This window comes from Streptomyces sp. BK79 (assembly GCF_044142145.1).
Taxonomy (GTDB): domain Bacteria; phylum Actinomycetota; class Actinomycetes; order Streptomycetales; family Streptomycetaceae; genus Streptomyces.
This window is the reverse complement of record NZ_JBHVOC010000020.1, coordinates 46,811-68,964: the sequence shown is the minus strand read 5'-3', so window position 1 is coordinate 68,964 and position 22,154 is coordinate 46,811. Positions and strand designations below refer to the sequence as shown.

Genomic DNA, 22,154 nt, shown 5'->3' with positions numbered 1-22,154 from the left:
GACGGACATGACGACATCCATGGCCTCCATGAGCGGCCTGTTCTCTCCCACGGTCTTGTACGCGCTCGGCTGCGGTGTCGCCGTCGGCGGCGGTCTCGCCCTGCTCGTGATCGCCGTACGCGGTCTGCCCGCCAAGCCCGAGCACGAGAAGCGGCAGGCCAGCGAGCGGGCGAACGAACTGATCCGCTGGGCGGGTCAGCGCGGGTCCCTCGCGGCCATCGTCGGCCTGGTCGTCCTGCTCCTCACCCGCTGGGCGGTGCTGGGCATCGCGGCCGGCGTCCTCGTCTTCTTCTGGGACCGCCTCTTCGGCGGCGCCGCCGAGGAACGCGCCGCCATGAAGCGGGTGGAGGCCCTCGCCTCCTGGACGGAGTCGCTGCGCGACACCATCGCCGGCGCGGTCGGCCTGGAGCAGGCCATTCCCGCCTCGGCCCGCGCCGCCGCCCCCGTACTGCGCCCGCACCTGGACGCCCTGGTCGACCGGTTGCGCTCCCGCACCCCGCTGCCCGAAGGGCTCCAGCACCTCGCCGACGAGATCGACGACGCGTCCGCCGACATCATCGTCGCGGCGCTGATCCTCAACGCCCGGTTGCGCGGCCCGGGTCTGCGCCAGGTCCTGGGCGCGCTCGCCAAGTCGGCCCGCGAGGAGGTCGACATGCGCCAGCGCGTGATGGCCCAGCGCGCCTCGACCCGCCGCTCCGTGCAGATCGTCGTGGCGGTGTCGGTGCTGTTCGTCCTCGGCCTGTCCATCTTCAACCGGGAGTTCGTCGAGCCGTACGGATCGCCCGTCGGCCAGCTCGTGCTGGCCTGCGTGTGCGGGCTGTTCGCGCTCGGCTTCTGGTGGCTGCGCAAGCTCTCCACCATCGAGACGCCGGAACGCTTCCTGGTGCGGGACGGCTCCGACATCCAGTTCGTGCGTCCCCGTACGGCGGACCGGACGGGCCAGCAGGGCCAGCCCGCGCAGCGCCTGCCGCAACCGTCCCAGGCGTCGCAACCGTCCCAGGCGTCGCCGGCGTCTGGGGACGAGGGGGTACGACGATGAACCTGACGATGCCGGTCCTGGTCGGCGCGGTCATCGGCCTGGGCATCTACGCCCTGGTCCGCGCCCTGATGCCGACCAGGCGGAGCCCGCTCCAGCAGGTCGCGCGGATCGACGCGATGCGGGCGCGCGGGACGGCGTACGAGTCGGCCCGCCCGGTGAAGGACACGGGCCGCCTCGGCTCGCTGCGCGCCCAGGTCGGCGCGCGCGTCGCCGAGCTGTACCTCCAGCAGGGCTGGGAGCAGCGGTCGCTGCGCGCCGACCTGGCGGTGCTGGACCGGAGCTGGGAGAACTTCCTGGCGACGAAGGCGCTGCTGGCGGCGGGCGGCCTCTTCTTCGGCCCGTTCCTGTTCGCGATCGTCTGGCAGCTCGGCTTCGGCGACAGCCCGATCATCCCGGTCTGGCTGGCCCTGCTCTGCGCGGCCCTGTTCTTCTTCCTCCCCGACCTGGAGGTCCGCCGGGACGCCGCCGAGAAGCGCCGTGACCTGCGGCGCGTGATCGGCGCGTACCTGGACCTGGTCTCCATGAGCCTGGCCGGCGGACGCGGTCTGCCCGAAGCCCTGATGGCGGCGGCGGAGGTGTCGGACGGCTGGGCGACCCATCGCATCCGCAACGCCCTGGCCGACGCGCGGATCACGGGCATCAGCCAGTGGCAGGCACTGGGTCAGCTCGGCGAGGACCTGGGCGTCGAGGAGCTGAAGGACCTCTCCGCCTCGCTCGCCCTGGTGGCCGACGACGGCGCCAAGGTCCGCGAGTCCCTCGCCTCCCGCGCCGAGACCATGCGGCACCGCGAACTCGCCGAGATCGAGGGCAGCGCGGGCGAGAAGTCCCAGTCGATGCTCGTGGCCCAGCTCCTGCTGTGCGCCGGGTTCCTGGTGTTCCTGATCTACCCGGCGGCGATGCGGGTGTTCCAGGTGTGACGCGGCTTCCTCGGCTCCCCGGGCCCCAGAGGCTCAGGAGCGGCCTCGCTTCCAGAGACTCCAGAAACTGATACGAGAGGACAGAACCCACCATGAACGGACGGAACTTCCGCACCGGCACCACGGGCGTCGTGCCCGTGGACTTCCTGATCACCTTCCTGCGGGCCCGCGTGGAGCGCGCCCGCTCCGGCGAACTGGACCGCGGTGCCTCCGCGGTCGAGTGGGTCATCATCTCGGCGGTCGTGGTCGCGATCGTCGGCGTGGTGGCCGCCATCATCAACGCCGCCCTGAGCGAGGGCGCCAACAAGGTCGGCGACTGCATCAAGGGCGCGGACGCGGGCAGCACCTGCTGATCTGCTCTTGATCAGCTGATCTGCCGACCGCACCAGGCGCGACGAACGGGGTTGACGGGGATGCCGGGCACCATGCTGAGACGGGTGCGCCGCAGGGTGGAGACCGCACGCGAGGCGGCGGCCGCCCGCGGCGACTCCGGCATGACCGCGATCGAGTTCGTGCTGCTCACGCCGGTCCTCTTCTTCATGATCTTCGCGACGGTGCAGTTCGGCCTGTACTTCTTCGCCGACCACGTGGCACAGGCGGCGGCCCAGGCCGGCGCGCGCAAGGCCCGCGCCACGGCCGACGCCCAGCCCGGCGGCTGGCGCGGCGAGGCGCGGGACGTGGTCGACAGCTACATCAGCCAGCTCGGCCCGCAGCTCGTGCTCGCCCCGGACGTGAAGACGCTCCAGCCGGAGCAGAACACGGTCGGCGTGGAGATCACGGCCCGTATCCCCACGGTCTTCCCGGGCCTGGACCTGACGGTGCACGCGCAGTCGATGGGGCCGGTGGAACGCTTCGTGCAGGAGGGGGAGAACTAGATGGATCCGGACCTCTCCCGCAGCGGATCCCGATCCCGATCCCGATTCCGATTCCGATTCCGATCCCGATTCCGGTTCCGCCTGCGCCGGGCCGGGGCGGACGACCGCGGCCTGTCCACCATCGAGGTGGTGATCCTCGCCCCGGTGATGATCCTGTTCATCCTCGTCCTGGTGGGCTTCGGCCAGCTCGTCGACGGCCGGGGCGCCCTCGACGGCGCGGCCCGGGACGCGGCCCGCGCGGGGTCGATCCAGAAGGACCACGGTACGGCGATCGCGGAAGCCCGGAAGGCGGCGCAGGCCAACCTGGAGGGCGTCTGCTCCGGCCCGGTCTCGGTCGTCCAGAAGAGCGCGGGCTTCGAACCCGACACCCTCTTCACGGTCGAGGTCAGCTGCGAGGTGCGCGGCCTGGCGATGATCGGCCTGGACCTCCCCACCACCCTCACGGCGAGCTTCAGCTCCCCGCTCGACCCGTACCGGAGGACGGCGTGAGATCCCTCGCGGCCGAGTGGCTCGCGGACCGCCGCGCCCGGCTGGACGACCGCGGCTCGGGCGCCGGCGCGGTCATCGTCTTCGCCCTGGTCTTCCTCTCCCTCTCGGCCTTCGTCATCGACGGCGGCATGTCCATCTCCAAGCGCGAACGCGCCGCGGACATCGCCGAACAGGCCGCCCGCTATGCCGCCCAGGACATCGACCGCGAGGCCCTCTACGACGACGTGGGCGGCCCCGCCCCCATCAACTTCGAGAACTGCGACGCGAGAGTCAAGGCCTTCGCCGCCGAGATGGACATGACCGGCGCGGACATCGCCGGGACCCACTGCGTGACCGCCGACACGGCCCAGGTGCAGGTCGAGGTCCAGCTCACGTACTCCCCGGTCTTCACCGGGCTGTTCTACGGCGGCGACGTGGTCGTCCACGGACAGGCGGTGGCGGAAAACGAGGTGGGCTGACGCCCCCCACCCCTCCCGCCCCCCGCTCCCCCTCTCCCCCCCCCACGACGGAGGTACCACCCCCATGCGCACACGCCCCACGACCATCGCCGCCGCGGCCCTGACGGCGGCGGTGACCCTGCTCCTCTCCGGCTGCGGAGGCTCGGACGGCGAGGACTCCGGGAAGGACGGGATCGCGGGAGCGGACACGGGCGCCTCGGCGTCCGCGTCACCGTCCCCGTCGGCGAGCGAGGACGACATCGACCGCCCGGAGATCAAGCTGCCGTCCGACGTCAAGAACGTCTTCGAAGGCGGCGAGACGGGTGACCCGGTCAAGGACGCGGTGCTGGCGGACAACGAAAGGCGCGTCAACTCGATCGACGAGGCGATCGTCGTGGACGCGGAGAAGCACCCGGCGCTGGAGTTCTACTCGAAGGACGAGGCGCTCATGTCGGCCGCCACCTACATCAAGTCCTTCTACGACAACGACCGCAGCTTCACGGGCGAGACCCGCTACTACGACCGTGAGGTCACGTTGGCGAAGGACGGCTCGGCGACGGTCACGTACTGCATGGACGCGACCGGCACCTACCCGAAGGACCGCAAGACGGACAAGGTGGACCGGTCGGTCAAGGCGTCACCCAGCGACTACGTCTTCTACAACACCCGCCTGGAGAAGAGCACCCAAGGGGTGTGGCAGACCGTGAGCGTGTCCTCGACCGAGGCGGCGAAGAGGTGCATGTGATGCGACCCCTGTCTCCAACACGCAGGCTCCTCATTCCCGTTCTGGCGTTCGCTGTGGTTTCCGTACCGTCGGTGGCCGTCGCGGGTGGTGGTCGCGACGGTGGCGGCGGAACGGAGGGCAACGCCAGCGGCTCCACGCAGGACGGCGTCATCAGGGCGGAGACCAAGGTCACCACAAGTGTGAACGGCAGCTCCGCCTCGACCCGCACGGGTACCCTCACGCCTGAGAACAGCAACTGGACGCCGCCTGCCTGCTGGTACGAGCCCGCCTTCTCGCCCAAGGAGATCGAGAAGACCGTCAAGCTGTGGCGGAGTATCGACGGTCTGCCGTTCCTGGGGGGCGTGGGAGATTTCGTCGGTGACTCTCTGGACGCGTACTACAAGGACGGCGACCCGTACGAGAACTACAACCTCGACAAAGAGGGCGAGGGGATGTTCTGGGCGGCGGTGAAGAACCCCAACCGCAAGGACGACCCCGAGGCCAATTCCTGCGACAAGCAGCCGTTCTGGGTGGACGAGGGCAACGTTCCCGAAGAACCCCTGGCACTCAGTCCCCAGATACTCGCCGAGTACGCCTACGACGAACTCCCGGTCCCCGGCACCGAGATCGAGATGAAGCCGGCCGGGGCGACGAAGGTGAACCTCCCGACCTGGATCTGGCTGGACAAGGCCAAGTTCAAGAAGATCTCGGTCACCGCGAGCCTCCCTGGTACGGGCCTGTCCGCCACCACCACCGCCGAGCCCGTCTCTCTGCACATCGACCCGGGCACGGGCGACGCGCAGACGTTCCCCGCCTCGGGCGACTGCGGGATCAACGCCGACGGCAGCATCGGCGAGCCGTACGCCGACGGCAGGGCGAACGACACCCCGCCCTGCGGCGTCACGTACCTCCGCGCCTCCGGCTCCGACGGCTCGTACCCGTTGCAGGCGACCGTCACCTGGAAGATCTCGTGGACCAGCACCACGGGCGAGGGCGGCGACCTCCCGGAGGGCACATTCGGTGCGACGCAGGACGTGACGGTCCAGGAGATCCAGTCGGTGAACCGCTGAACCGCTTGGGCCGCGGCGGGGGCCCGGCGGGCGGTGACCGCGGATCGGGCCCAGGACCTGCTCAGCGGTTGATGGACCGGTTTCCGGGGTTGTGTGGGGGTGGTGAAAGGGGATCGGCGGGATGGGGCAAAGGGTGTGAAGCGGGCGGGCGTAGCCGGGGTCGGTGACCGCGGCCTTCGACGCTGTCGGTGGGAGTCCATAAGATCTCTGTAGGCTCAGCACACCCCTCATACCGGACGCCCCAGCCGTCTCCTCCGTACACGGCAGACGGTCACGGGTGGCCGCACGCAACCGTCACCACACGACCCAGGACTCCGCCCATGCCGCGACGCCGCACCTCAAGCTCGTCAAGCTCGACGGGAAGTTCGCCGGCTCCGAGGAACCGGACGCCCCAGCCGGTGCGCGTGCGGCGGCGGTCGTTCGGGGACTTCGTCAAGGCGTTCCTCGCCTTCGTGGTGCTGCTCGTGCTCGTCGTCGGGGTGCCCCTCGCGCTGGCCACGCAGATCGGCTGGCCCCTGCCGGACGGCATGCCGGGCCTGGACTGGCTCCAGCGCGAGATCACCGTCAACACCTTCCTGCACATCCTGACCGTCATCGTCTGGTTCGCGTGGGCGCAGTTCACGGCCTGCGTGCTCGTCGAGGTCAAGGCCGCGCTGTCCGGCGTCGGGGTGCCGGGGCGGGTGCCGGGGGCGGGGCCCAGTCAGCTGCTGGCCCGGCAGCTCGTGGCCGCGCTGCTGCTCGTCGGCGCCACCGCGGCCAGCCTCACACCGGGGCTGTCGCAGCTCGGGCAGAGCCTGGAAGGGAACCAGAAGCCGTCCGTGGCAGCGGCGCAGCAGACGCCGGGGATCTTCGCCCAGCAGCAAGAGCGGGCCGCCGGTGCCGCGAGCGCCCTCGCCGAGCAGGCCGGTCAGGCCGCCGCCCGCGCCGACGGCGGCGGTTCCGCCGCGCACGGGGACACGAAGTACTACCGCATCCAGCCGCCCGAGGGACGCCACCACGACTCCCTCTGGGAGATCGCCGACCGGCACCTCGGTGACGGACGCCGGTACAAGGAGATCTTCGAGCTCAACAAGGACCGCGTGCAGCCGGACGGATCCAAGCTGTCGGAGGCCAGCCTCATCCGGCCCGGGTGGATCATGGAGATGCCCGGCGACGCCCGCGGTGGCGAGCTGGTCGAGATGCCCGACGAGGCACCGAACGTCTCCGAGCAGGTGCAGCAGCAGATCAGCGACTACGCCCGGACCGGCGACCACGCCCAGGGCGGCGGCGGTTCCGGGGCCCAGGGGAGCGGAGGCGACGCCCAGGTCTCGCTGCCCGAGCAGCGGCCCGCGCCCGGGCCCGAGACGCCCGCCACCCCGGCGGCGCCCGCGCCCGGCCACGACCACGCCGCCACCCCCGCCGAGGCCGGGCACTCCTTCGGGCTCCCCGAGGCGCTGCTCACCGCCCCCCTCCTCGCCGCCGGTCTCCTCGGCGCCCTCGGCCGCCGCCGCCGGCAGGCCCTGTGGCAGTCGGCGCTCGGCAGTGTCGGCGGGCGGCGCGGCATGGAGCCGTCCACGCCGACCGGTGACGCCCAGGACGTGCAGGACGCGCTGCTGGTCGGCGCCGACCCCGAGGGCGTACGCCTGCTGGACCGGTCGCTGCGCGGGCTGGCCGCCGCACTCGCCGCCGAGTCGCGGCCGTTGCCGGTCGTGTACGCGGCCTGGCTGGGCGGCAACGGCGACCTGCACCTCCAGCTCGCCCAGCCGGCCGGGAAGCCGCCGGCGCCCTGGCAGGTCGGGCAGGACCAGACGTTCTGGCTGCTGGCCCGCGCCGACGCCGAGCGGTACGAGGACGTCGACACCGCGGCCCCCTACCCGGGTCTCGTCAGCCTCGGCACCATGGACGACTCGCGGCTGCTGCTCAACCTGGAGGCCGTGCCCGGCCTCGTCTCGCTCAGCGGCACGGAGGCCGACCGGGCCGCCGTGTTCGCGTCGGTCGCCGCCGAACTGGCCACCAACGGCTGGTCGGACCGCATGACCATCACGCTCGTCGGGTTCGGGAGCGACCTCACGCCCCTCGCGCCCAACCGCATCCGCCACCTCGACGGGTTCGAGGACCTCTTCGAGACCATGTCCGCCGAGACCCGGCAGCGGCGCGGCGCGCTGGGCGCCGCCGGGCACGACTCGGTGCTCACCGGCCGCACCGGGCCCGCCCAGCACACGCGTTGGGCGCCGCACCTCGTGCTGCTCGCCGCCCAGCCGTCCGACGAGGACGCGCTCAGGCTCGCCGAGCTGGCGGCCGACGCGAGCCGCCTCGGCATCGGCTACCTCGTCGGCACCGAGGGCACCGACCTGCCCGGCGCCGCCTGGGAGATGGAGATCACCGGCGAGGGGAAGCTGCTCGCTCCGCTGCTCGGACTGGAGCTGGAGGCCCAGACGCTGCCGGCCGCCCAGCAGCGGGCGGTCGTCGAGCTGTTCAGCGACGCCGACCCCGAGCGGGGACCCGGCGGCCCGGGCGGTCCGGCCAACACCCCGCCGTTCCTCGTCGACATCAGCGAGCAGGGGCGTCCCGCGGTGTACGCGCGCCTCGTCGGGTCGTACGAGATCATCGGCCTGGACGCGCCCGACGGCGAGCGCAGCGCCCTGCTCCACGAGGCGCTCGCGCTGCTCCTGCTGCACCGCGAGGGCGTCCACCCGCGCGTGCTGTCGTCCGCGCTGTGGCCGCGCGGTGTGACGGCGGACGTGCGGGACGCGCTGCTGGAGCGGCTGCGGGCCTGGCTGGGCACCGACCCCGACGGCACGCCGAGGCTCGGCACCGACGCCACCGGGCGGCTCACCCTCGCCAAGTCCGTCGTCTCCGACCTGGACGTGCTGCGTTCCCTCTACTACGAGGCCACCCAGGGCCGGGGCGTCGGCAGCCGCCAGGTGCGCGGGCGGCTGCTCACCGACGCGCTGGTCCTGGTGCGCGGGCCGCTGCTCGCCGACCGGCCCGTGGGCCGCTACCGGTGGCTCACCCACGAGATCGTCGACGCCCAGCTCCCGCTGCTCGTCGCGGACACGGGCCTCGCGCTCTGCGAGTTCCACCTGGAGAAGAACCGCGCGGAGAAGGCCATCGAGGCGCTGAACGCGGCCCTGCGCACCGCCCCCTCCGACGAGCGGCTGTGGCACGAGCTGCTGCGGGCCACGCATGCCCTGGACGACGCGGAGCGACTGCGTGCTCTCGCCGCCGACCTGGTCGGCCGCAGCGGGGCGCGCGGACTGCCTCCGCGCACCGAGGCGCTGCTGGACGAACTGCTGCCGACCTGGCGCGAGGGCGTCGCCGCCGCCGGATGAGCATCGACGTCGTGGTCGTCCTCGTCGCCGCGCTGTGGGGCGCGGCGGCGGGGGCGCTGCTGCCGCGGGCCGCCTACCGGTTCTCCGCGCCCTCGGGGGAGGCATGGCGCGACCGGTGCCCCCAGGAGCACGAGGTCCCGGGCTGGCTCGGGCGGGCCCGGTGCCGGACGTGCGCGACCGACAAGGCGCACTACGGCCCCCGTACCGCCTCCCTCGCCACCGTCACCGCCCTCGTCTGCGCCGCCCTCGCCGCCGCCACGGGCACCCGGCCCGAGCTGGCCGTCTGGCTGCTGCTCGCCCCGCCCGGGGTCCTGCTGGCCGTCGTCGACCTGCGGGTACGGCGGCTGCCCGACCCCCTCACCCTGCCGCTGGCCGGCGCCGCGCTCGCCCTGCTCGGCGTCACCGCGCTCGTCCCCGAACACGCGGGGGAGTGGACCACCGCCCTGCTGGGCGCGCTCGTCCTCGGCGCCGGCTACCTCCTGCTGTTCCTCATCAACCCGGCCGGCATGGGCTTCGGCGACGTGAAGCTGGCCCTCACCGCCGGCGCCGTACTCGGCTGGTACGGCTGGCCCACGCTGATGCTCGGCACCTTCGCCGGGTTCCTGCTCGGGGCGCTGTACGGCGGCGCCCTCGTCGTCGCCCGGCGGGCGGGGCGCAAGACGGCCATCCCGTTCGGGCCGTTCCTGATCGCGGGCGCCTTCCTGGGCGTCCTCGCGGGCGCCTACGCGGCCTGAGGATCAGCGGCGGAAGGGGCTGGCGTAGGCTGGCCTGGTCCGTCCACAACCCTTACGAACTCTGCGAAAGGGACGCCGGTGACCGAGAAGGCCGACCTTCAGCCCATCCTCGACCGCGCCGCCGCCGGTGGGCGGATCACCCCCGAAGAGGCGCTCGACCTCTACCGCGACGCTCCGCTGCACGCGCTGGGCGCCGCCGCCGACGCCGTACGCAGGCGCAGGTACGCCGGTACCGAGCACATCGCCACGTACATCATCGAGCGCAACATCAACTACACGAACGTGTGCGTCACGGCGTGCAGGTTCTGCGCCTTCTACGCCGCGCCCAAGGACACCGCCAAGGGCTGGACCCGCGACCTCGACGACATCCTGCGCCGCTGCGCGGAGACGATCGAGCTGGGCGGCACGCAGATCATGTTCCAGGGCGGCCACCACCCGGACTACGGCGTCGAGTACTACGAGAAGCACTTCGCCGCCATCAAGAAGGAGTTCCCGCAGCTCGTCATCCACAGCCTGGGGGCGAGCGAGGTCGAGCACATGGCGCGGATCTCGAAGGTGTCGGTCGAGGAGGCGATCCAGCGCATCCACGCGGCTGGGCTCGACTCCTTCGCCGGGGCCGGCGCGGAGCTGCTGCCGGAGCGCCCGCGCAAGGCGATCGCCCCGCTGAAGGAGTCCGGCGAGCGGTGGCTGGAGATCATGGAGATCGCCCACAACCTGGGTGTGGAGTCCACCTCCACGATGCTCATGGGCACCGGTGAGACCAACGCCGAGCGCATCGAGCACCTGCGCATGATCCGGGACGTGCAGGACCGCACCGGCGGCTTCCGCGCCTTCATCCCGTACACCTACCAGCCCGAGAACAACCACCTGAAGGGCCGCACGCAGGCCACGCTCTTCGAGTACCTGCGGATGATCGCCATCGCCCGCGTCTTCCTCGACAACGTCGCCCACATCCAGGGCTCCTGGCTGACCACCGGCAAGGAGGTCGGCCAGCTCTCCCTGCACTACGGCGCCGACGATCTCGGCTCGATCATGCTGGAGGAGAACGTCGTCTCCTCCGCGGGTGCCAAGCACCGGTCCAACCGGCTGGAGATCATCGACCTGATCCGCAAGGCGGGGCGCGTCCCGGCGCAGCGGGCCACGACGTACGAGCACCTCGTCGTGCACGACGACCCGGCGAACGACCCCGTCGACGAGCGCGTCGTCTCCCACATCTCGTCCACGGCCATCGAGGGCGGTACGGCCCACCCCGAGCTGAAGCTGCTCGCCTCCAACTGAGGCCGCCGTGCTGACGATCCACGTCTGTGAAGCCTCGCCCGAGACGGCCGTCGTGGTCGACGGCGCGCGGCTCGCCGCCGTCGGCCCGTACGAGGCACTGGCCGCCGACCACCCGCGGGCGCGGGTGCGCCGGTGGCCCGGCATCCTGACGCCCGGACTGCTCAACCCCTATGGCCCGGAACTGCTGGAGCGGGCGTACCACCCCGACCCGCGCGAGGCGGACCGGCTGGGCACCGAGCCGGTCTTCGGGGAGCGCGGGCTCGCGCTCCTCGGTGCGAACCCGTCCGCGCGGGGCGCCAGCGCGCGCCGGGGAGCACAACGCATGCTGGCGCACGGAACGGTGGCCGTCGCCGGTGAGCTGCGGAGCCGTGCGGCCCTGGACGCGGTGCGCGGAGCGGGGCTCGCCGTGGCGGCCCGTCCGCCCACGCTGCCCGGGCCCGCGTCCTTCTCGCCGGTGCCGCTGGTGCTGCTTCCCGCGCTCGGCGCCGGGAAGCCCGCCCGGTTCGCGGTGTTCGACGTACCCGACCGGGCCGCGCTCGTGCGGGACGGCGCGTCCACGTGCGTGGCGACCGTCGTGGGCGGCCGTCTGGTGTACCGGGGGCGCTGAGCGGGGGGTCTCCTACGGGGCCTGCGCGCGGAACGTCCGACGGGCCTGCGCGCCGAACGCCGCCCCGAACGCCCCGTCCTCCTGCTCCACGCCGCTGCACGTGGTGAGCGCGTCCGTGGCCGACGCGTCCTCGGCGCACTGCCGGTCCCGGAAGGCGGCCCACACCGAGACCCACGCGATGCCCTTCTCCTCGGCGAACGCGCGCACCTCCGCCGCGTCCGCGAGGGTGAAGGTCTCGCCGGCGACGTCGTTGACGCCGAGCATCGAGGTGAGCGCCATGCCCCGCCAGGCGTCCGCGTCCGAGGTGCCGAAGATCCCGCGGAGCTGCGTGTGCGCGGCCCTGGCCGAGGTGAGGGCGTAGGCGCCCATGTCGCCGTCGTAGGACTCCCCGTAGTTCATGGTCATGAGGTTGACCGTGGCGACCTGTACGCCGTGGTCGTCGGCGGACGCGAGCAGCGTCAGGGAGTCGGCGTCCAGGCCCGAGGGCATCACCGGGAGGGTGAAGGAGACCTCCAGGCCGTCGCGTTCCTCCTGGAGCAGCGCGATCGCCTCCGAGCGCAGGGCGACGGAGTCCGTGTCGGTCAGGTCGTCGCCCTCGATGTCGAAGTCGGCCCGGGTGGCACCGGCCGCGTTCAGGGCCGCGCCGTACGCCCGCGCCAGTTCGGCCGCGCTGTCGCAGGCCGCCGCCAGTTCCGTCCCGGAGGCGCCGCCGAAGGAGACGCGGACGTCGGCGCCGGACTGCTTCAGCTTCGCGACGCGTGCGGCGACCGCGGTGTCGTCGATGTCCTGGACGCCGTTCCAGCGCGGGACGCAGTCGTCCCCGGAGGAGATGACGAACGCCAGGTTGTACGTCGCCGGGGACCCGCCGGAGTCGGTCGCGGAGGCCGTGGTGGCGCTGACGTAGGGGGCGTAGGCGGTGGCCGGTGCGGACGACTCGGGCGGTGCCCCGGCTGCCGCGTCGGCCGTGCCGTCGTCCTGGCCGGCGCACCCGGCGGTGGTCAGGGCGAGCAACAGGGCGCACCCGGCCGCCGCCTTTCGATATGCCCTCATGTGCGGCACGCTCCCGTTCTCGTCGTCGGACGTTCTGTCGTCGGACGAGTGAACCTCTCACGCGTTGCTGGGGCTTTCCTGAGGAAAAGGAGCGGTTTCCCGCCGTCCCACAGGGTGCGGACAGGATGCGCGGCCTTTCACCGGGATCTCACAACGAGGTCAGAGTCGGCGGCAGGCAAGGCTCCCTAACGTCCGGGGCATGCAATCCGAGCCTGCCTTCGCCTCCCGCGCCGCGACGCGCGGTCGCCGTCACAAACGCGGTAACGGCTCCGCGCAAGGGCCCGTGTTCGTCGACACCTCCGGACGCCGGGCCCGGCTGCTGCGCAAGCTGGGTCTCCTCGTCGGCGCGGTCTGCGTCGGTTACGCGGCCGTCCTGGGCCTGGCCTTCATGGGGATCGGCACCTCGGTGAGCCCGTCCTCGCTGCTGCCCTTCGGGGGCGGCCAGGACGCCGGCCCGGGTCCCGGCGGCGGTGCGGGGCCGCAGGGCACCCGCGACCTCATGCCGACGGGCACGCCGCCCACCGGTGCGGCCACGCCCACCGCCGCCGCCACCACCGACTGACCGGAACGCGGCCTCCATGACCACGCCATCACCCGCACCCACGCCCGAGCCCACACCCACACCCACACCCACACCCACACCCACGCCACCCTCCACCCCGCCCTCCCGGGGCCGACGCCGTGCCCCCTCCCGCATCGAGCGGGCCGCCGGCCGGGCCGCCGCGCTCCAGCGGCCACGGGTCCTGCTCGCCCTGCTGCTCCTGCTCGCGCTGACCTGCGTGATGCTCCTCGACGGCTATCTGCGCGCGGAGGTCGGCGGCGACCAGCGCGTCCGCACCGGCGCCGGCGCGAGCGACGTACCCGACGAGGTCCTCGACGGCGGGCCGATCCCCACCTTCCGCGGCGGACAGGCCACCACGCTCTCCGTGCCGGACAAGACGATCGCCCTGACCTTCGACGACGGCCCGGACCCCACCTGGACGCCGAAGGTGCTGGAGATCCTGGAGGAGTACGACGTGCCCGGCACGTTCTTCCTGGTCGGCTCGATGGTCGCGCGCTACCCGGACATCGTGGAGGACCTGGTCGAGCAGGGGAACGAGGTCGGCGTCCACACCTTCACCCACGTCGACCTCTCCTACCAGAGCGAGGCCCGCGTCACCCGCGAGATCGAGCAGACCCAGCTCGCCCTCGCCGGTGCGGCCGGCATCACCACCACGCTGTTCCGGGCGCCGTACTCCTCCGAGACCGACGCCATCGACGACTACAGCTGGCCCGTCTACCGGCAGCTCGGCGAGGAGGGCTACACCAGCGTCTTCATCGACACCGACAGCGACGACTGGAAGCGCCCCGGCGTCTCGAAGATCGTCGACTGGGCGACGCCCGAGGGCGACGAGGGCGCCTCCGTCCTCTTCCACGACTCCGGCGGCGAGCGGTCGCAGACGATCGAGGCGCTGCCCCGGTACATCGAGAAGATGAAGGCGAAGGGCTACACCTTCACCACCGTCAGCGGCGTCATGGCCGGCCAGCAGCCCGCCGGCGGGCCCGCCGGGGCCCAGGCCGGTACCGGCGACCGGCTCCAGGCCGCCCACCACGAGGCCACCGGCGCGACCCTCTACGAGGGCAAGGCGCTGGTCGCCGCCGTCGCCGTCGCCGAGTGGACCGTGCCGGCGCTGTCGGCCGGGCTCCTGGTCGTGGGCGTGGCCGTCATGGGCCGGTTCGCGATGATGCTGATCCTCGCCCGCCGCCACCACCGGCAACGCGACAGACGCCGCTTCAGCTGGGGGCCGCCCGTCACCGGCCCGGTGAGCGTGATCGTCCCGGCGTACAACGAGAAGGAGTGCATAGCGGGCACCCTCCGGTCACTGGCGCGGAGCACCCACCCGATCGAGATCGTCGTCGTGGACGACGGATCGACGGACGGCACGGCCGAGATCGCCGAGTCCCTCGGCCTGCCGAACGTCCGTGTCGTCCGGCAGGCCAACGCCGGCAAGCCCGCCGCCCTCAACAACGGCGTCCGGCACGCCCGGCACGACATCGTCGTGATGACGGACGGCGACACCGTCTTCGAGCCGGACACCGTACGGCACCTGGTGCAGCCCTTCGCCGACCCGTCCGTCGGCGCGGTCGCGGGCAACGCCAAGGTCGGCAACCGGCGCACCCTCATCGGCGCCTGGCAGCACATCGAGTACGTGATGGGCTTCAACCTCGACCGGCGCATGTACGACCTGCTGCGCTGCATGCCGACCATCCCCGGCGCCATCGGCGCGTTCCGCCGCGCGGCGGTCCTGGAGGTCGGCGGCATGAGCGACGACACCCTCGCCGAGGACACCGACATCACCATCGCCCTGCACCGCGCCGGATGGCGGGTGGTGTACGAGGAGCACGCCCGGGCCTGGACGGAGGCGCCCGGCTCGCCGCGGCAGCTCTGGTCGCAGCGCTACCGCTGGTCCTACGGCACCATGCAGGCGCTGTGGAAGCACCGCCGCTCGCTGACGGACAAGGGGCCCTCGGGGCGCTTCGGGCGGGTGGGCATGCCGCTGGTGGTGCTCTTCCAGGTGGTCACGCCGGTCTTCGCCCCGCTCATCGACGTCTTCACCGTCTACTCGATGCTCTTCGTGGACTTCCGGGCGGCGCTGCTCGCGTGGCTGGCGGTGCTCGGCGTCCAGCTCGTCTGCGCCGCCTACGCCTTCCGGCTCGACCGGGAGAAGTACCGGTACCTGCTGATGATGCCGCTCCAGCAGGTGGCGTACCGGCAGATGATGTACCTCGTCCTCATCCACTCCTGCGTCACCGCGCTGACCGGCGGCCGGCTGCGCTGGCAGAAGCTGAAGCGGACGGGCGAGGTGGGGACGCCGGCGGGGACCGGGTGATGGGTGCGCACCGCAAGGGGGGTCCGCCGCCGGCCCACGCGCCGGGCGGCAGGGACCGCTACTTCGACGCCCTGCGCGCCCTCGCCCTGGTCCGGGTCGTCGCGTACCACGCCTTCGGCTGGCCCTGGGCCGGACTGGTCTTCCCCTCGATGGGGGTGATGTTCGGCCTCGCCGGCAGCCTGATGGCCAGGTCGCTCGGTGGGCGCCCGGCACCGGCGGTGGTCCGGGGCCGGCTCCGCCGCCTGCTCCCGCCGCTGTGGTGCTGGGGCCTCTTCGTGGTGGGCGCGATGCTGGTGCGGGGCTGGATGCCGGGGTGGCAGATCGTGTTCTGGGTCGTGCCGCTCGGCGACCCGCCGGGCAGCGCCTGGGGCGAGCAGGTCTGGGAGATCCTCTGGTACCTGCGGACGTACCTGTGGTTCGTGCTGCTCTCCCCGCTGCTGCTGCGGGTCTTCCGGCTCGCTCCGGTGCCGGTGCTGCTGCTGTCCCTCGCCCCGGTCCTGGTCCTCCAGTTCGCCTGGCGGCCACCGGAGAACCGCTTCGGCACCGGCCTGCTGGACCTGGCGACGTACCTCTTCTGCTGGCTCCTCGGCTTCGCGCACCGCGACGGTATGCTGGCCCGCCTCCGAACGGCACCGGTCGTCGCCCTCTCGCTCGCGGCCCTGGCCTACGGCGCCTGGTACGCCTTCGCGCACCGGGCCGAGTACGGCACCTACGACCTGGACGACATCCCGCTCGCCCAGGCCTTCTGGTCGGCCGGGTTCGTGACGCTGCTCCTGTACGCCAAGGAGCGGCTCGGTCCCGGCCTCGGGGGACCGGCCCGCCCGCGGTGGCTCGACCGGCTGGTGACCGTCCTCAACGCCCGCGCGGTGACCGTCTACCTCTGGCACGAGCTTGCCCTCGTCCTGGCCGTCCCGCTGATCGACCGGTTCTGGGAGGTGCCCGCGTTCGAGGCGTACCTGCCGCTGGAGAGCCAGTGGTTCCTGCTGGGCGTGGGCTGGGCCCTGATCGCGGTGTCCGTGCTGCTCTTCGGGTGGGTGGAGGACGCCGCCGCGCGCAGGAGACCGCGCCTGCTGCCGTGAGCCCGTCCGCGCCGGACGGGGCGGGTGCTGCAACAATGGGCCGGTGACCCGCGCTTCCCTGAACAAGCAGCCGCACGAAGTCGCCTCGATGTTCGACCACGTCGCGGAACGGTACGACCTGACGAACGCCGTGCTCTCGCTCGGCCAGGACCGCGCGTGGCGCAAGGCGGTCGCATCGGCCGTCGACGCCCGCCCCGCGCAGAAGGTCCTGGACCTCGCGGCCGGCACCGCGACCTCCTCCCTGCCCTTCGCCCGCACCGGCGCCTACGTCGTCCCGTGCGACTTCTCCCTCGGCATGCTCCAGGTCGGCAAGGAGCGGCACGCGTGGCTGCCGTTCACCGCGGGCGACGCGACGCGGCTGCCGTTCCAGGACGACGTGTTCGACGCGGTCACCATCTCCTTCGGGCTGCGCAACGTCCAGGACACGGACGCGGCGCTGCGTGAGATGTACCGGGTGACGCGGCCCGGCGGCCGGGTCGTCATCTGCGAGTTCTCGCACCCGACGTGGACGCCGTTCCGGACCGTCTACACCGAGTACCTGATGCGCGCCCTGCCGCCGGTGGCCCGCGCGGTGTCGTCCAACCCCGACGCGTACGTCTACCTCGCCGAGTCCATCCGCGCCTGGCCCGACCAGGCGGCGCTCGCCCAGCGGCTCGGCAAGGCCGGCTGGTCCCGGGTGGCGTACCGGAACCTCACCGGCGGCGTGGTGGCGCTGCACCGCGGGTTCAAGGAGAGCTGAGGGCGGCGCGGTAGGCGGTACCCGTACCCGGGGGAGCCGCTCCGCGGGGTACGGGCGGAGCCGCTCCGCCAGGTACCGCCCGGAGCCGCTCCGCCGGGAAGCGTCACGTGGCTCACCGCGACACTCGATCACCCTGCGCGAGTGCGGTCAGGGGGAGCCGGTAGCAGTGCCCCTGCTGCTCGGAGACCGGGGTTGTGAAGACCTCGGCGAGCCGCATGCCGAGCCGCTCCGTGACCGCGATCGAGCGGGTGTTGCGCGCGTTGACCATCGCCACGACCTCCGCCACACCGGCGGCCCGCACCCGCTCCAGGGTCTGCCGGGCCGCCGCCGTGACGTACCCCTTGCCCCAGTGGTCCCGCCCGAGGCGCCAGCCGATCTCGATCTCGCCCTTGGGGCCCCAGTCCTGCGGCCACGGCTGGGCCCCGGTGAAGCCGATCACCCGGCCCGACTCGTCCACCATGGTCCACAGGCAGAAGCCGTGCTCGGCGTCGTGCCGGCGCTGGCGGGCGGTGAGCTCCTCGTAGACGGACAGCTCCGCGGACCTCCCGCCGTGGAACTCCATGACGTCCGGATCGTCGAAGATCCGGTGCCAGGCGACGGCGTCCTCGTCGGTGGGGACGCGCAACCGTACAACGGGCACAGCTCGGTTCACTGGGCAGCCCTTCAGCCGGGTGGTCGGTGACGCTGAATAGACTGCCCATGTCCAGTGCCCGTCGGCACGCAGATTTCGAACTCTGGGGAGATCCCGCCGTGACCGAGCCCCTCTCCGACAACACCGCCGATGTGATCGTCGTGGGCGCGGGGCCAGCCGGCTCCACCACCGCGTACTACCTGGCCAAGGCCGGACTCGACGTCCTCCTGCTGGAGAAGACCGCGTTCCCCCGGGAGAAGGTCTGCGGTGACGGGCTCACCCCGCGCGCCACCAAGCAGCTCGTGGCGATGGGCATCGACATCTCCGAGGAGGCCGGCTGGCTGCGCAACAAGGGCCTGCGCATCATCGGCGGCGGCTCCCGCCTCCAGCTGGACTGGCCGGAGCTGGCCTCCTTCCCGGACTACGGACTCGTCCGCAAGCGCGACGACTTCGACGAGCAGCTCGCCCGGCAGGCCCAGAAGGCCGGCGCCCGCCTGTACGAGCGCTGCAACGTCGGCGCCCCCATCCGCGAGGACCGCACCGGCCGCATCACCGGCGTCGAGGCCAAGCTCGGCGAGGAGAAGACCCCGGTCACCTTCCACGCCCCCCTGGTCGTCGCCGCCGACGGCAACTCCACGCGGCTGTCCCTGGCGATGGACCTGCACCGCCGCGAGGACCGTCCGATGGGCGTCGCGGTCCGCACGTACTTCACCTCGCCCCGCCACGACGACGACTACCTGGAGTCCTGGCTGGAGCTGTGGGACCGCCGCGGCGCCCAGGACCGCCTGCTGCCGGGCTACGGCTGGATCTTCGGCATGGGCGACGGCACCTCGAACGTCGGCCTCGGCGTGCTGAACACGTCCGACTCCTTCAAGGAGCTGGACTGGCGTGAGGTCCTGAAGGCCTGGTGCGCGTCCATGCCCGAGGACTGGGGCTACACCCCGGACAACATGACCGGCCCGATCCGCGGCGCGGCCCTGCCCATGGCCTTCAACCGCCAGCCCCACTACACCAAGGGCCTGCTCCTCGTCGGCGACGCCGGCGGCCTGGTGAACCCCTTCAACGGCGAGGGCATCGCCTACGCCATGGAGTCCGGGCAGATCGCCGCCGACGTCATCGTCCAGGCACACGCGCGGGCCACTCCGGCCCAGCGTGAGATCGCCCTCCAGCGCTACCCGCGCGTCCTGAAGGACACCTACGGCGGCTACTACACGCTGGGCCGCGCCTTCGTGAAGCTCATCGGCAACCCGAAGGTCATGCAGATCGCGACCCAGCGCGGCCTCACCCACCCCCTCCTGATGAAGTTCACCCTCAAGATGCTCGCCAACCTGACGGACCCGACGGGCGGCGACGCGATGGACCGCATCATCAACGGACTGAGCAAGGTCGCGCCGAAGGCCTGATCAAACCTGATCAAGCCTGGTCAGTGTTGGCCCTCGTCGAGGGCCCGGGCCTTGGCGGACCGGCGCGCGAACACCTCCGCGCGCCGGTCCAGGTACAGGTGCCCGTTCACGTGGTCGGTCTCGTGGGCCAGGCAGCGTGCGAAGTAGCCGGTGCCCTCGACGACGAGCGGGGCGCCGTCCTTGTCGAGGCCCCGCACGACGGCCCGGTCGGGCCGCGGTACGGCCATGACGGCACCCGGCACCGACAGGCAGCCCTCCCCTCCCTCCAGCAGGCGCCGGCCGGCCGGGTCGAGGGGGTCCAGCACCGGGTTCACGATGTGCCCGACATGTCGGACACCGTCGTCGTCGGGGCAGTCGTACACGAACAGGCGCAGGTCCACCCCCACCTGGTTGGCCGCCAGTCCGCAGCCCTCGGCGACGTACATCGTGCGGAACATGTCGTCGATGAGCGCGGCGAGGTCGGGCCCGAACTCGGTGACGTCCCGGCACGGCTTGTGCAGCACCTCCTCGCCGACCTCGGTGACCCGCCGCACCGACCCGCGCAGGGCCTCCGGTGCGAGCGGGGGGAAGGTGGCGGCGGGCCGCCCCTGGACGAAGACGTTCGGCATGACGTGCTCTCCCTCGGCTCGTGGACGGGCCGGCCGGGCGCCGGCCCGCGCCGAGCATGCCAGGAGGCGCGGGGGAGCCGGGAGAGAACCCGAAGAAGCGCCGCGAGATCGCGGACGAGCGCCGCGAGGTCGCGGGAGAGCGTGGCGAGGTCGCGGGGGAGCGCCGCGCCGTGCCGACGGGGGCCCCGAGATCTCGAAGGAGCGCCGCGACGTCGCGGCGGGCCGCAGGGCCTCGGGGCCCCGGGATGCCGAAGGGCCGCAGCCCCCGAGCGGCTGCGGCCCTTCGTGCGGACGGGTCCGCGTCGTACGTGGTGTGCGCGTGGATTACAGCACGCGCACCGCGCCGCTCGGCGGGTCGTAGTCGAGCGACGCCTTGACGACGCCGGTGGAGGAGTTCTGCGCGCCGACGAACATGCCGTCGCCGACGTAGACGCCCACGTGGTACGCGCTGCCCGCGCCGCCCCAGTACAGGATGTCGCCCGGCTGGAGGTTGTCCAGCCCGACCTGCGTGCCGGCGGTCGACTGGGACTGGGAGACGCGCGGCAGGTCGATGTTGACCTGCTTGAAGGCGGCCTGCACCAGACCGGAGCAGTCCCAGGAGTTGGGGCCGGTGCCGCCGGTGACGTAGGCGTCGCCGACCTGGGCCTCCACGAAGGCGATGACGGCGGCGGCCGAACCGGTGGCCGACGAGGAGCTGCTGCTGCCGACGCTGCTGCTGCCCGAGCCCGAGCTGTCGGAGCCGACGGAGGACCCGGTGTCCACCGAGGCGCTCAGGGTGGCGCGTTCGGCGGCGCGGGAGGCGCGCTCGGCGGCGGCCTTGCGCTCGGCCTCCTCGGCCTTCTTCTTCTCCTCCGCGGCCTTCTTCTTGGCCTCGGCGAGGTCCGCCTTGGCCTGCTTGGCGGCCTTGGCGGCGGCCGCGTCACGCTCGGCCTGCAGCTCGTAGCTCGCGGCCGCCTGCTGCGTGACGTCCGCGGACTGGGCGACCTGAGCGGCCAGGTCGGCCGTCAGGGTGGGCAGTTCGAGGGTCTGCGTCACCGGTTCGGCCGCGTTGGCCGAACCCGACGCCCCGGCCACTGCCAGGGTGCTGAGGACGCCACCGGCAACTCCGGCCCGCATCGCGATGGTCGACGCGCTGCGGCGGGGCTTCCGGTGGCTGCGTATGTGAGCGGTGTGGGACATAGGGACAACCGGTATCAGGAGCTCCTCCATACCTTCAAGAAACGTGTGCTCCGCCACAGTTGTTCAATCGGGCACCGAATCCCGGGTGTGTCGCTCCTTATTGACGCCCTAACGGACATTGCGGGCGGTCCGTAACCAGCCTGTGATCACGGTCTTTGATCGTTACGCCCGAATTGCCCCGCGCTTACCACTTGTTGGGACGGTTGGCCAAGCCCGGTTCTCAGGCGTCTCTCATGAATGTGATGCAGGTCACGGAACGGTTGCGCGATCGACCGCGTCCGTCGTGCGCGACCGGCCTCCGCGGTGCTCGTGAACGCGTGCACGTGTCCACATCGCACTCCGCCCTCCCTCTGAGGTGTGAACGCGCCCTCTATCAAGTGGCCGCGTCCAGCGCCAGTTTGCATGCAAGGGAACCATCTTGATATGGAGACGCCCGCCGCCCACACCCTCTGGCCAGCGGTGACGATCGAAAATGTCACCTCTGGTGATCAACTGAATGCTTCTTGTGTGAAGATCACCGCTCATCCGACTTCATGATCCTTCGTCAGGTGGTGGAGATCACAAAGCTTGTGCAATACCCCGTGTCGCAGATCACAGAGCGGCAGGCATAAGATGCGAGGCAGTTGGGCTTGTGACCTGCTTCACATGTTCGCGATCTTCGCCGGGACGAGCGGGGCTCGTGGGGCTGATGGAGCGGAAGTGAGCCCAGTGCAACCGCCAGCAGTCAGTGCCGACTGAGAGGAGCGAGGAGCGGTGAACGCGTATGCGCCCATCCTCGTACTGGGAGCCCTCGGGGCAGGCTTTGCGATCTTCTCCGTGGTCATGGCCACGCTGATCGGTCCGAAGCGGTACAACCGGGCGAAGCTCGAGGCCTACGAGTGCGGCATCGAGCCGACCCCCACGCCGGCCGGCGGCGGGCGCTTCCCCATCAAGTACTACCTGACGGCGATGCTCTTCATCATCTTCGATATCGAGATCGTCTTCCTCTACCCCTGGGCCGTCACCTTCGACGCCCTGGGGATTTTCGGGCTCGTGGAGATGCTGCTCTTCGTGCTCACCGTCTTCGTCGCGTACGCGTACGTATGGCGGCGCGGCGGCCTGGAATGGGACTGAG

22 protein-coding genes are annotated in these 22,154 nt (G+C 72.0%); 18 read left to right on the top strand and 4 right to left on the bottom strand.

Going from position 1 to position 22,154, the window contains the following annotated elements:
- Positions 1–28: 28 nt before the first annotated feature.
- The 12 genes from ACFIF2_RS24175 (at position 29) to ACFIF2_RS24120 (ending at position 11,481) form a co-directional block, all read left to right on the top strand.
- A complete protein-coding gene (locus tag ACFIF2_RS24175) occupies positions 29–1,039 on the top strand; it encodes a type II secretion system F family protein (RefSeq protein WP_395575423.1) in 1,011 nt (336 codons plus the stop codon).
- Entirely contained in the window at positions 1,036–1,956 is a 921-nt protein-coding gene (locus tag ACFIF2_RS24170) for a type II secretion system F family protein (protein ID WP_395575320.1), read from the top strand. Before ACFIF2_RS24175 ends, ACFIF2_RS24170 begins: the two co-directional genes overlap by 4 nt.
- Positions 1,957–2,048: 92 nt before the next feature.
- Entirely contained in the window at positions 2,049–2,309 is a 261-nt protein-coding gene (locus tag ACFIF2_RS24165) for a hypothetical protein (protein ID WP_395575319.1), read from the top strand.
- A gap of 60 nt (positions 2,310–2,369) precedes the next feature.
- Positions 2,370–2,831, top strand: a complete 462-nt coding sequence (locus ACFIF2_RS24160) for a TadE family protein (RefSeq protein WP_395575318.1) — start codon at positions 2,370–2,372, stop codon at positions 2,829–2,831.
- Positions 2,832–2,912: 81 nt separating this feature from the next.
- The gene (locus ACFIF2_RS24155; protein WP_395575422.1) at positions 2,913–3,320 is read left to right on the top strand and encodes a TadE/TadG family type IV pilus assembly protein; all 408 of its coding nucleotides are present in this window, start codon (positions 2,913–2,915) and stop codon (positions 3,318–3,320) included.
- Positions 3,317–3,778, top strand: coding sequence for a pilus assembly protein TadG-related protein (locus ACFIF2_RS24150; protein WP_395575317.1), 462 nt, complete (start codon positions 3,317–3,319; stop codon positions 3,776–3,778). The genes ACFIF2_RS24155 and ACFIF2_RS24150 overlap by 4 nt, the downstream gene beginning before the upstream one ends.
- Before the next feature lie 64 nt (positions 3,779–3,842).
- Entirely contained in the window at positions 3,843–4,502 is a 660-nt protein-coding gene (locus tag ACFIF2_RS24145; RefSeq protein ID WP_395575316.1) for a hypothetical protein, read from the top strand.
- Complete coding sequence (locus ACFIF2_RS24140; RefSeq protein WP_395575315.1) at positions 4,502–5,551, top strand: hypothetical protein; 1,050 nt, start codon at positions 4,502–4,504, stop codon at positions 5,549–5,551. Before ACFIF2_RS24145 ends, ACFIF2_RS24140 begins: the two co-directional genes overlap by 1 nt.
- A 320-nt stretch (positions 5,552–5,871) precedes the next feature.
- A complete protein-coding gene (locus tag ACFIF2_RS24135; RefSeq protein WP_395575314.1) occupies positions 5,872–8,862 on the top strand; it encodes a BTAD domain-containing putative transcriptional regulator in 2,991 nt (996 codons plus the stop codon).
- Positions 8,859–9,596 (top strand): prepilin peptidase, encoded by a 738-nt coding sequence (locus tag ACFIF2_RS24130; RefSeq protein ID WP_395575313.1) that lies wholly within the window; start codon positions 8,859–8,861, stop codon positions 9,594–9,596. The genes ACFIF2_RS24135 and ACFIF2_RS24130 overlap by 4 nt, the downstream gene beginning before the upstream one ends.
- Before the next feature lie 78 nt (positions 9,597–9,674).
- Complete coding sequence (gene mqnC, locus ACFIF2_RS24125) at positions 9,675–10,874, top strand: cyclic dehypoxanthinyl futalosine synthase (protein ID WP_395575312.1); 1,200 nt, start codon at positions 9,675–9,677, stop codon at positions 10,872–10,874.
- A 7-nt stretch (positions 10,875–10,881) separates the two neighbouring features.
- Positions 10,882–11,481 (top strand): imidazolonepropionase-like domain-containing protein, encoded by a 600-nt coding sequence (locus tag ACFIF2_RS24120; RefSeq protein WP_395575311.1) that lies wholly within the window; start codon positions 10,882–10,884, stop codon positions 11,479–11,481.
- Positions 11,482–11,493: 12 nt separating this feature from the next.
- Here the strand turns inward: ACFIF2_RS24120 and ACFIF2_RS24115 are convergent, their stop codons facing one another.
- Positions 11,494–12,531 carry a chitinase gene (locus tag ACFIF2_RS24115; RefSeq protein ID WP_395575310.1) on the bottom strand — a complete coding sequence of 346 codons (1,038 nt, stop codon included), beginning with the start codon at positions 12,529–12,531 and terminating at the stop codon, positions 11,494–11,496.
- Positions 12,532–12,730: 199 nt separating this feature from the next.
- On the opposite strand from ACFIF2_RS24115, the gene ACFIF2_RS24110 reads away from it, so the two are divergent.
- Genes ACFIF2_RS24110 through ACFIF2_RS24095 form a run of 4 tightly spaced genes read left to right on the top strand, consistent with a single transcriptional unit; the run spans position 12,731 to position 17,219 of the window.
- Positions 12,731–13,093, top strand: a complete 363-nt coding sequence (locus tag ACFIF2_RS24110) for a hypothetical protein (protein WP_395575309.1) — start codon at positions 12,731–12,733, stop codon at positions 13,091–13,093.
- Between the two features lie 16 nt (positions 13,094–13,109).
- Positions 13,110–15,401: a bifunctional polysaccharide deacetylase/glycosyltransferase family 2 protein gene (locus tag ACFIF2_RS24105; protein WP_395575308.1), complete on the top strand. Its 2,292-nt coding sequence runs from the start codon at positions 13,110–13,112 to the stop codon at positions 15,399–15,401.
- Positions 15,401–16,480, top strand: a complete 1,080-nt coding sequence (locus ACFIF2_RS24100) for an acyltransferase (protein ID WP_395575307.1) — start codon at positions 15,401–15,403, stop codon at positions 16,478–16,480. Before ACFIF2_RS24105 ends, ACFIF2_RS24100 begins: the two co-directional genes overlap by 1 nt.
- 43 nt (positions 16,481–16,523) lie before the next feature.
- The gene (locus ACFIF2_RS24095; protein ID WP_395575306.1) at positions 16,524–17,219 is read left to right on the top strand and encodes a demethylmenaquinone methyltransferase; all 696 of its coding nucleotides are present in this window, start codon (positions 16,524–16,526) and stop codon (positions 17,217–17,219) included.
- Positions 17,220–17,331: 112 nt separating this feature from the next.
- On the opposite strand, the gene ACFIF2_RS24090 is transcribed toward ACFIF2_RS24095, so the two are convergent.
- Positions 17,332–17,871, bottom strand: coding sequence for a GNAT family N-acetyltransferase (locus tag ACFIF2_RS24090; protein ID WP_395575305.1), 540 nt, complete (start codon positions 17,869–17,871; stop codon positions 17,332–17,334).
- A 98-nt stretch (positions 17,872–17,969) separates the two neighbouring features.
- Here ACFIF2_RS24090 and ACFIF2_RS24085 point away from each other — a divergent pair, with 98 nt between their 5' ends.
- Complete coding sequence (locus ACFIF2_RS24085; protein WP_395575304.1) at positions 17,970–19,253, top strand: geranylgeranyl reductase family protein; 1,284 nt, start codon at positions 17,970–17,972, stop codon at positions 19,251–19,253.
- Between the two features lie 20 nt (positions 19,254–19,273).
- On the opposite strand, the gene def is transcribed toward ACFIF2_RS24085, so the two are convergent.
- On the bottom strand, positions 19,274–19,861 hold the full coding sequence (gene def / locus ACFIF2_RS24080) for a peptide deformylase (protein ID WP_395575303.1): 588 nt from the start codon (positions 19,859–19,861) through the stop codon (positions 19,274–19,276).
- 324 nt (positions 19,862–20,185) lie between these two features.
- Positions 20,186–21,040: a C40 family peptidase gene (locus tag ACFIF2_RS24075; protein WP_395575302.1), complete on the bottom strand. Its 855-nt coding sequence runs from the start codon at positions 21,038–21,040 to the stop codon at positions 20,186–20,188.
- A gap of 753 nt (positions 21,041–21,793) precedes the next feature.
- On the opposite strand from ACFIF2_RS24075, the gene ACFIF2_RS24070 reads away from it, so the two are divergent.
- The gene (locus ACFIF2_RS24070; protein ID WP_003974383.1) at positions 21,794–22,153 is read left to right on the top strand and encodes an NADH-quinone oxidoreductase subunit A; all 360 of its coding nucleotides are present in this window, start codon (positions 21,794–21,796) and stop codon (positions 22,151–22,153) included.
- Position 22,154: the final 1 nt, after the last annotated feature.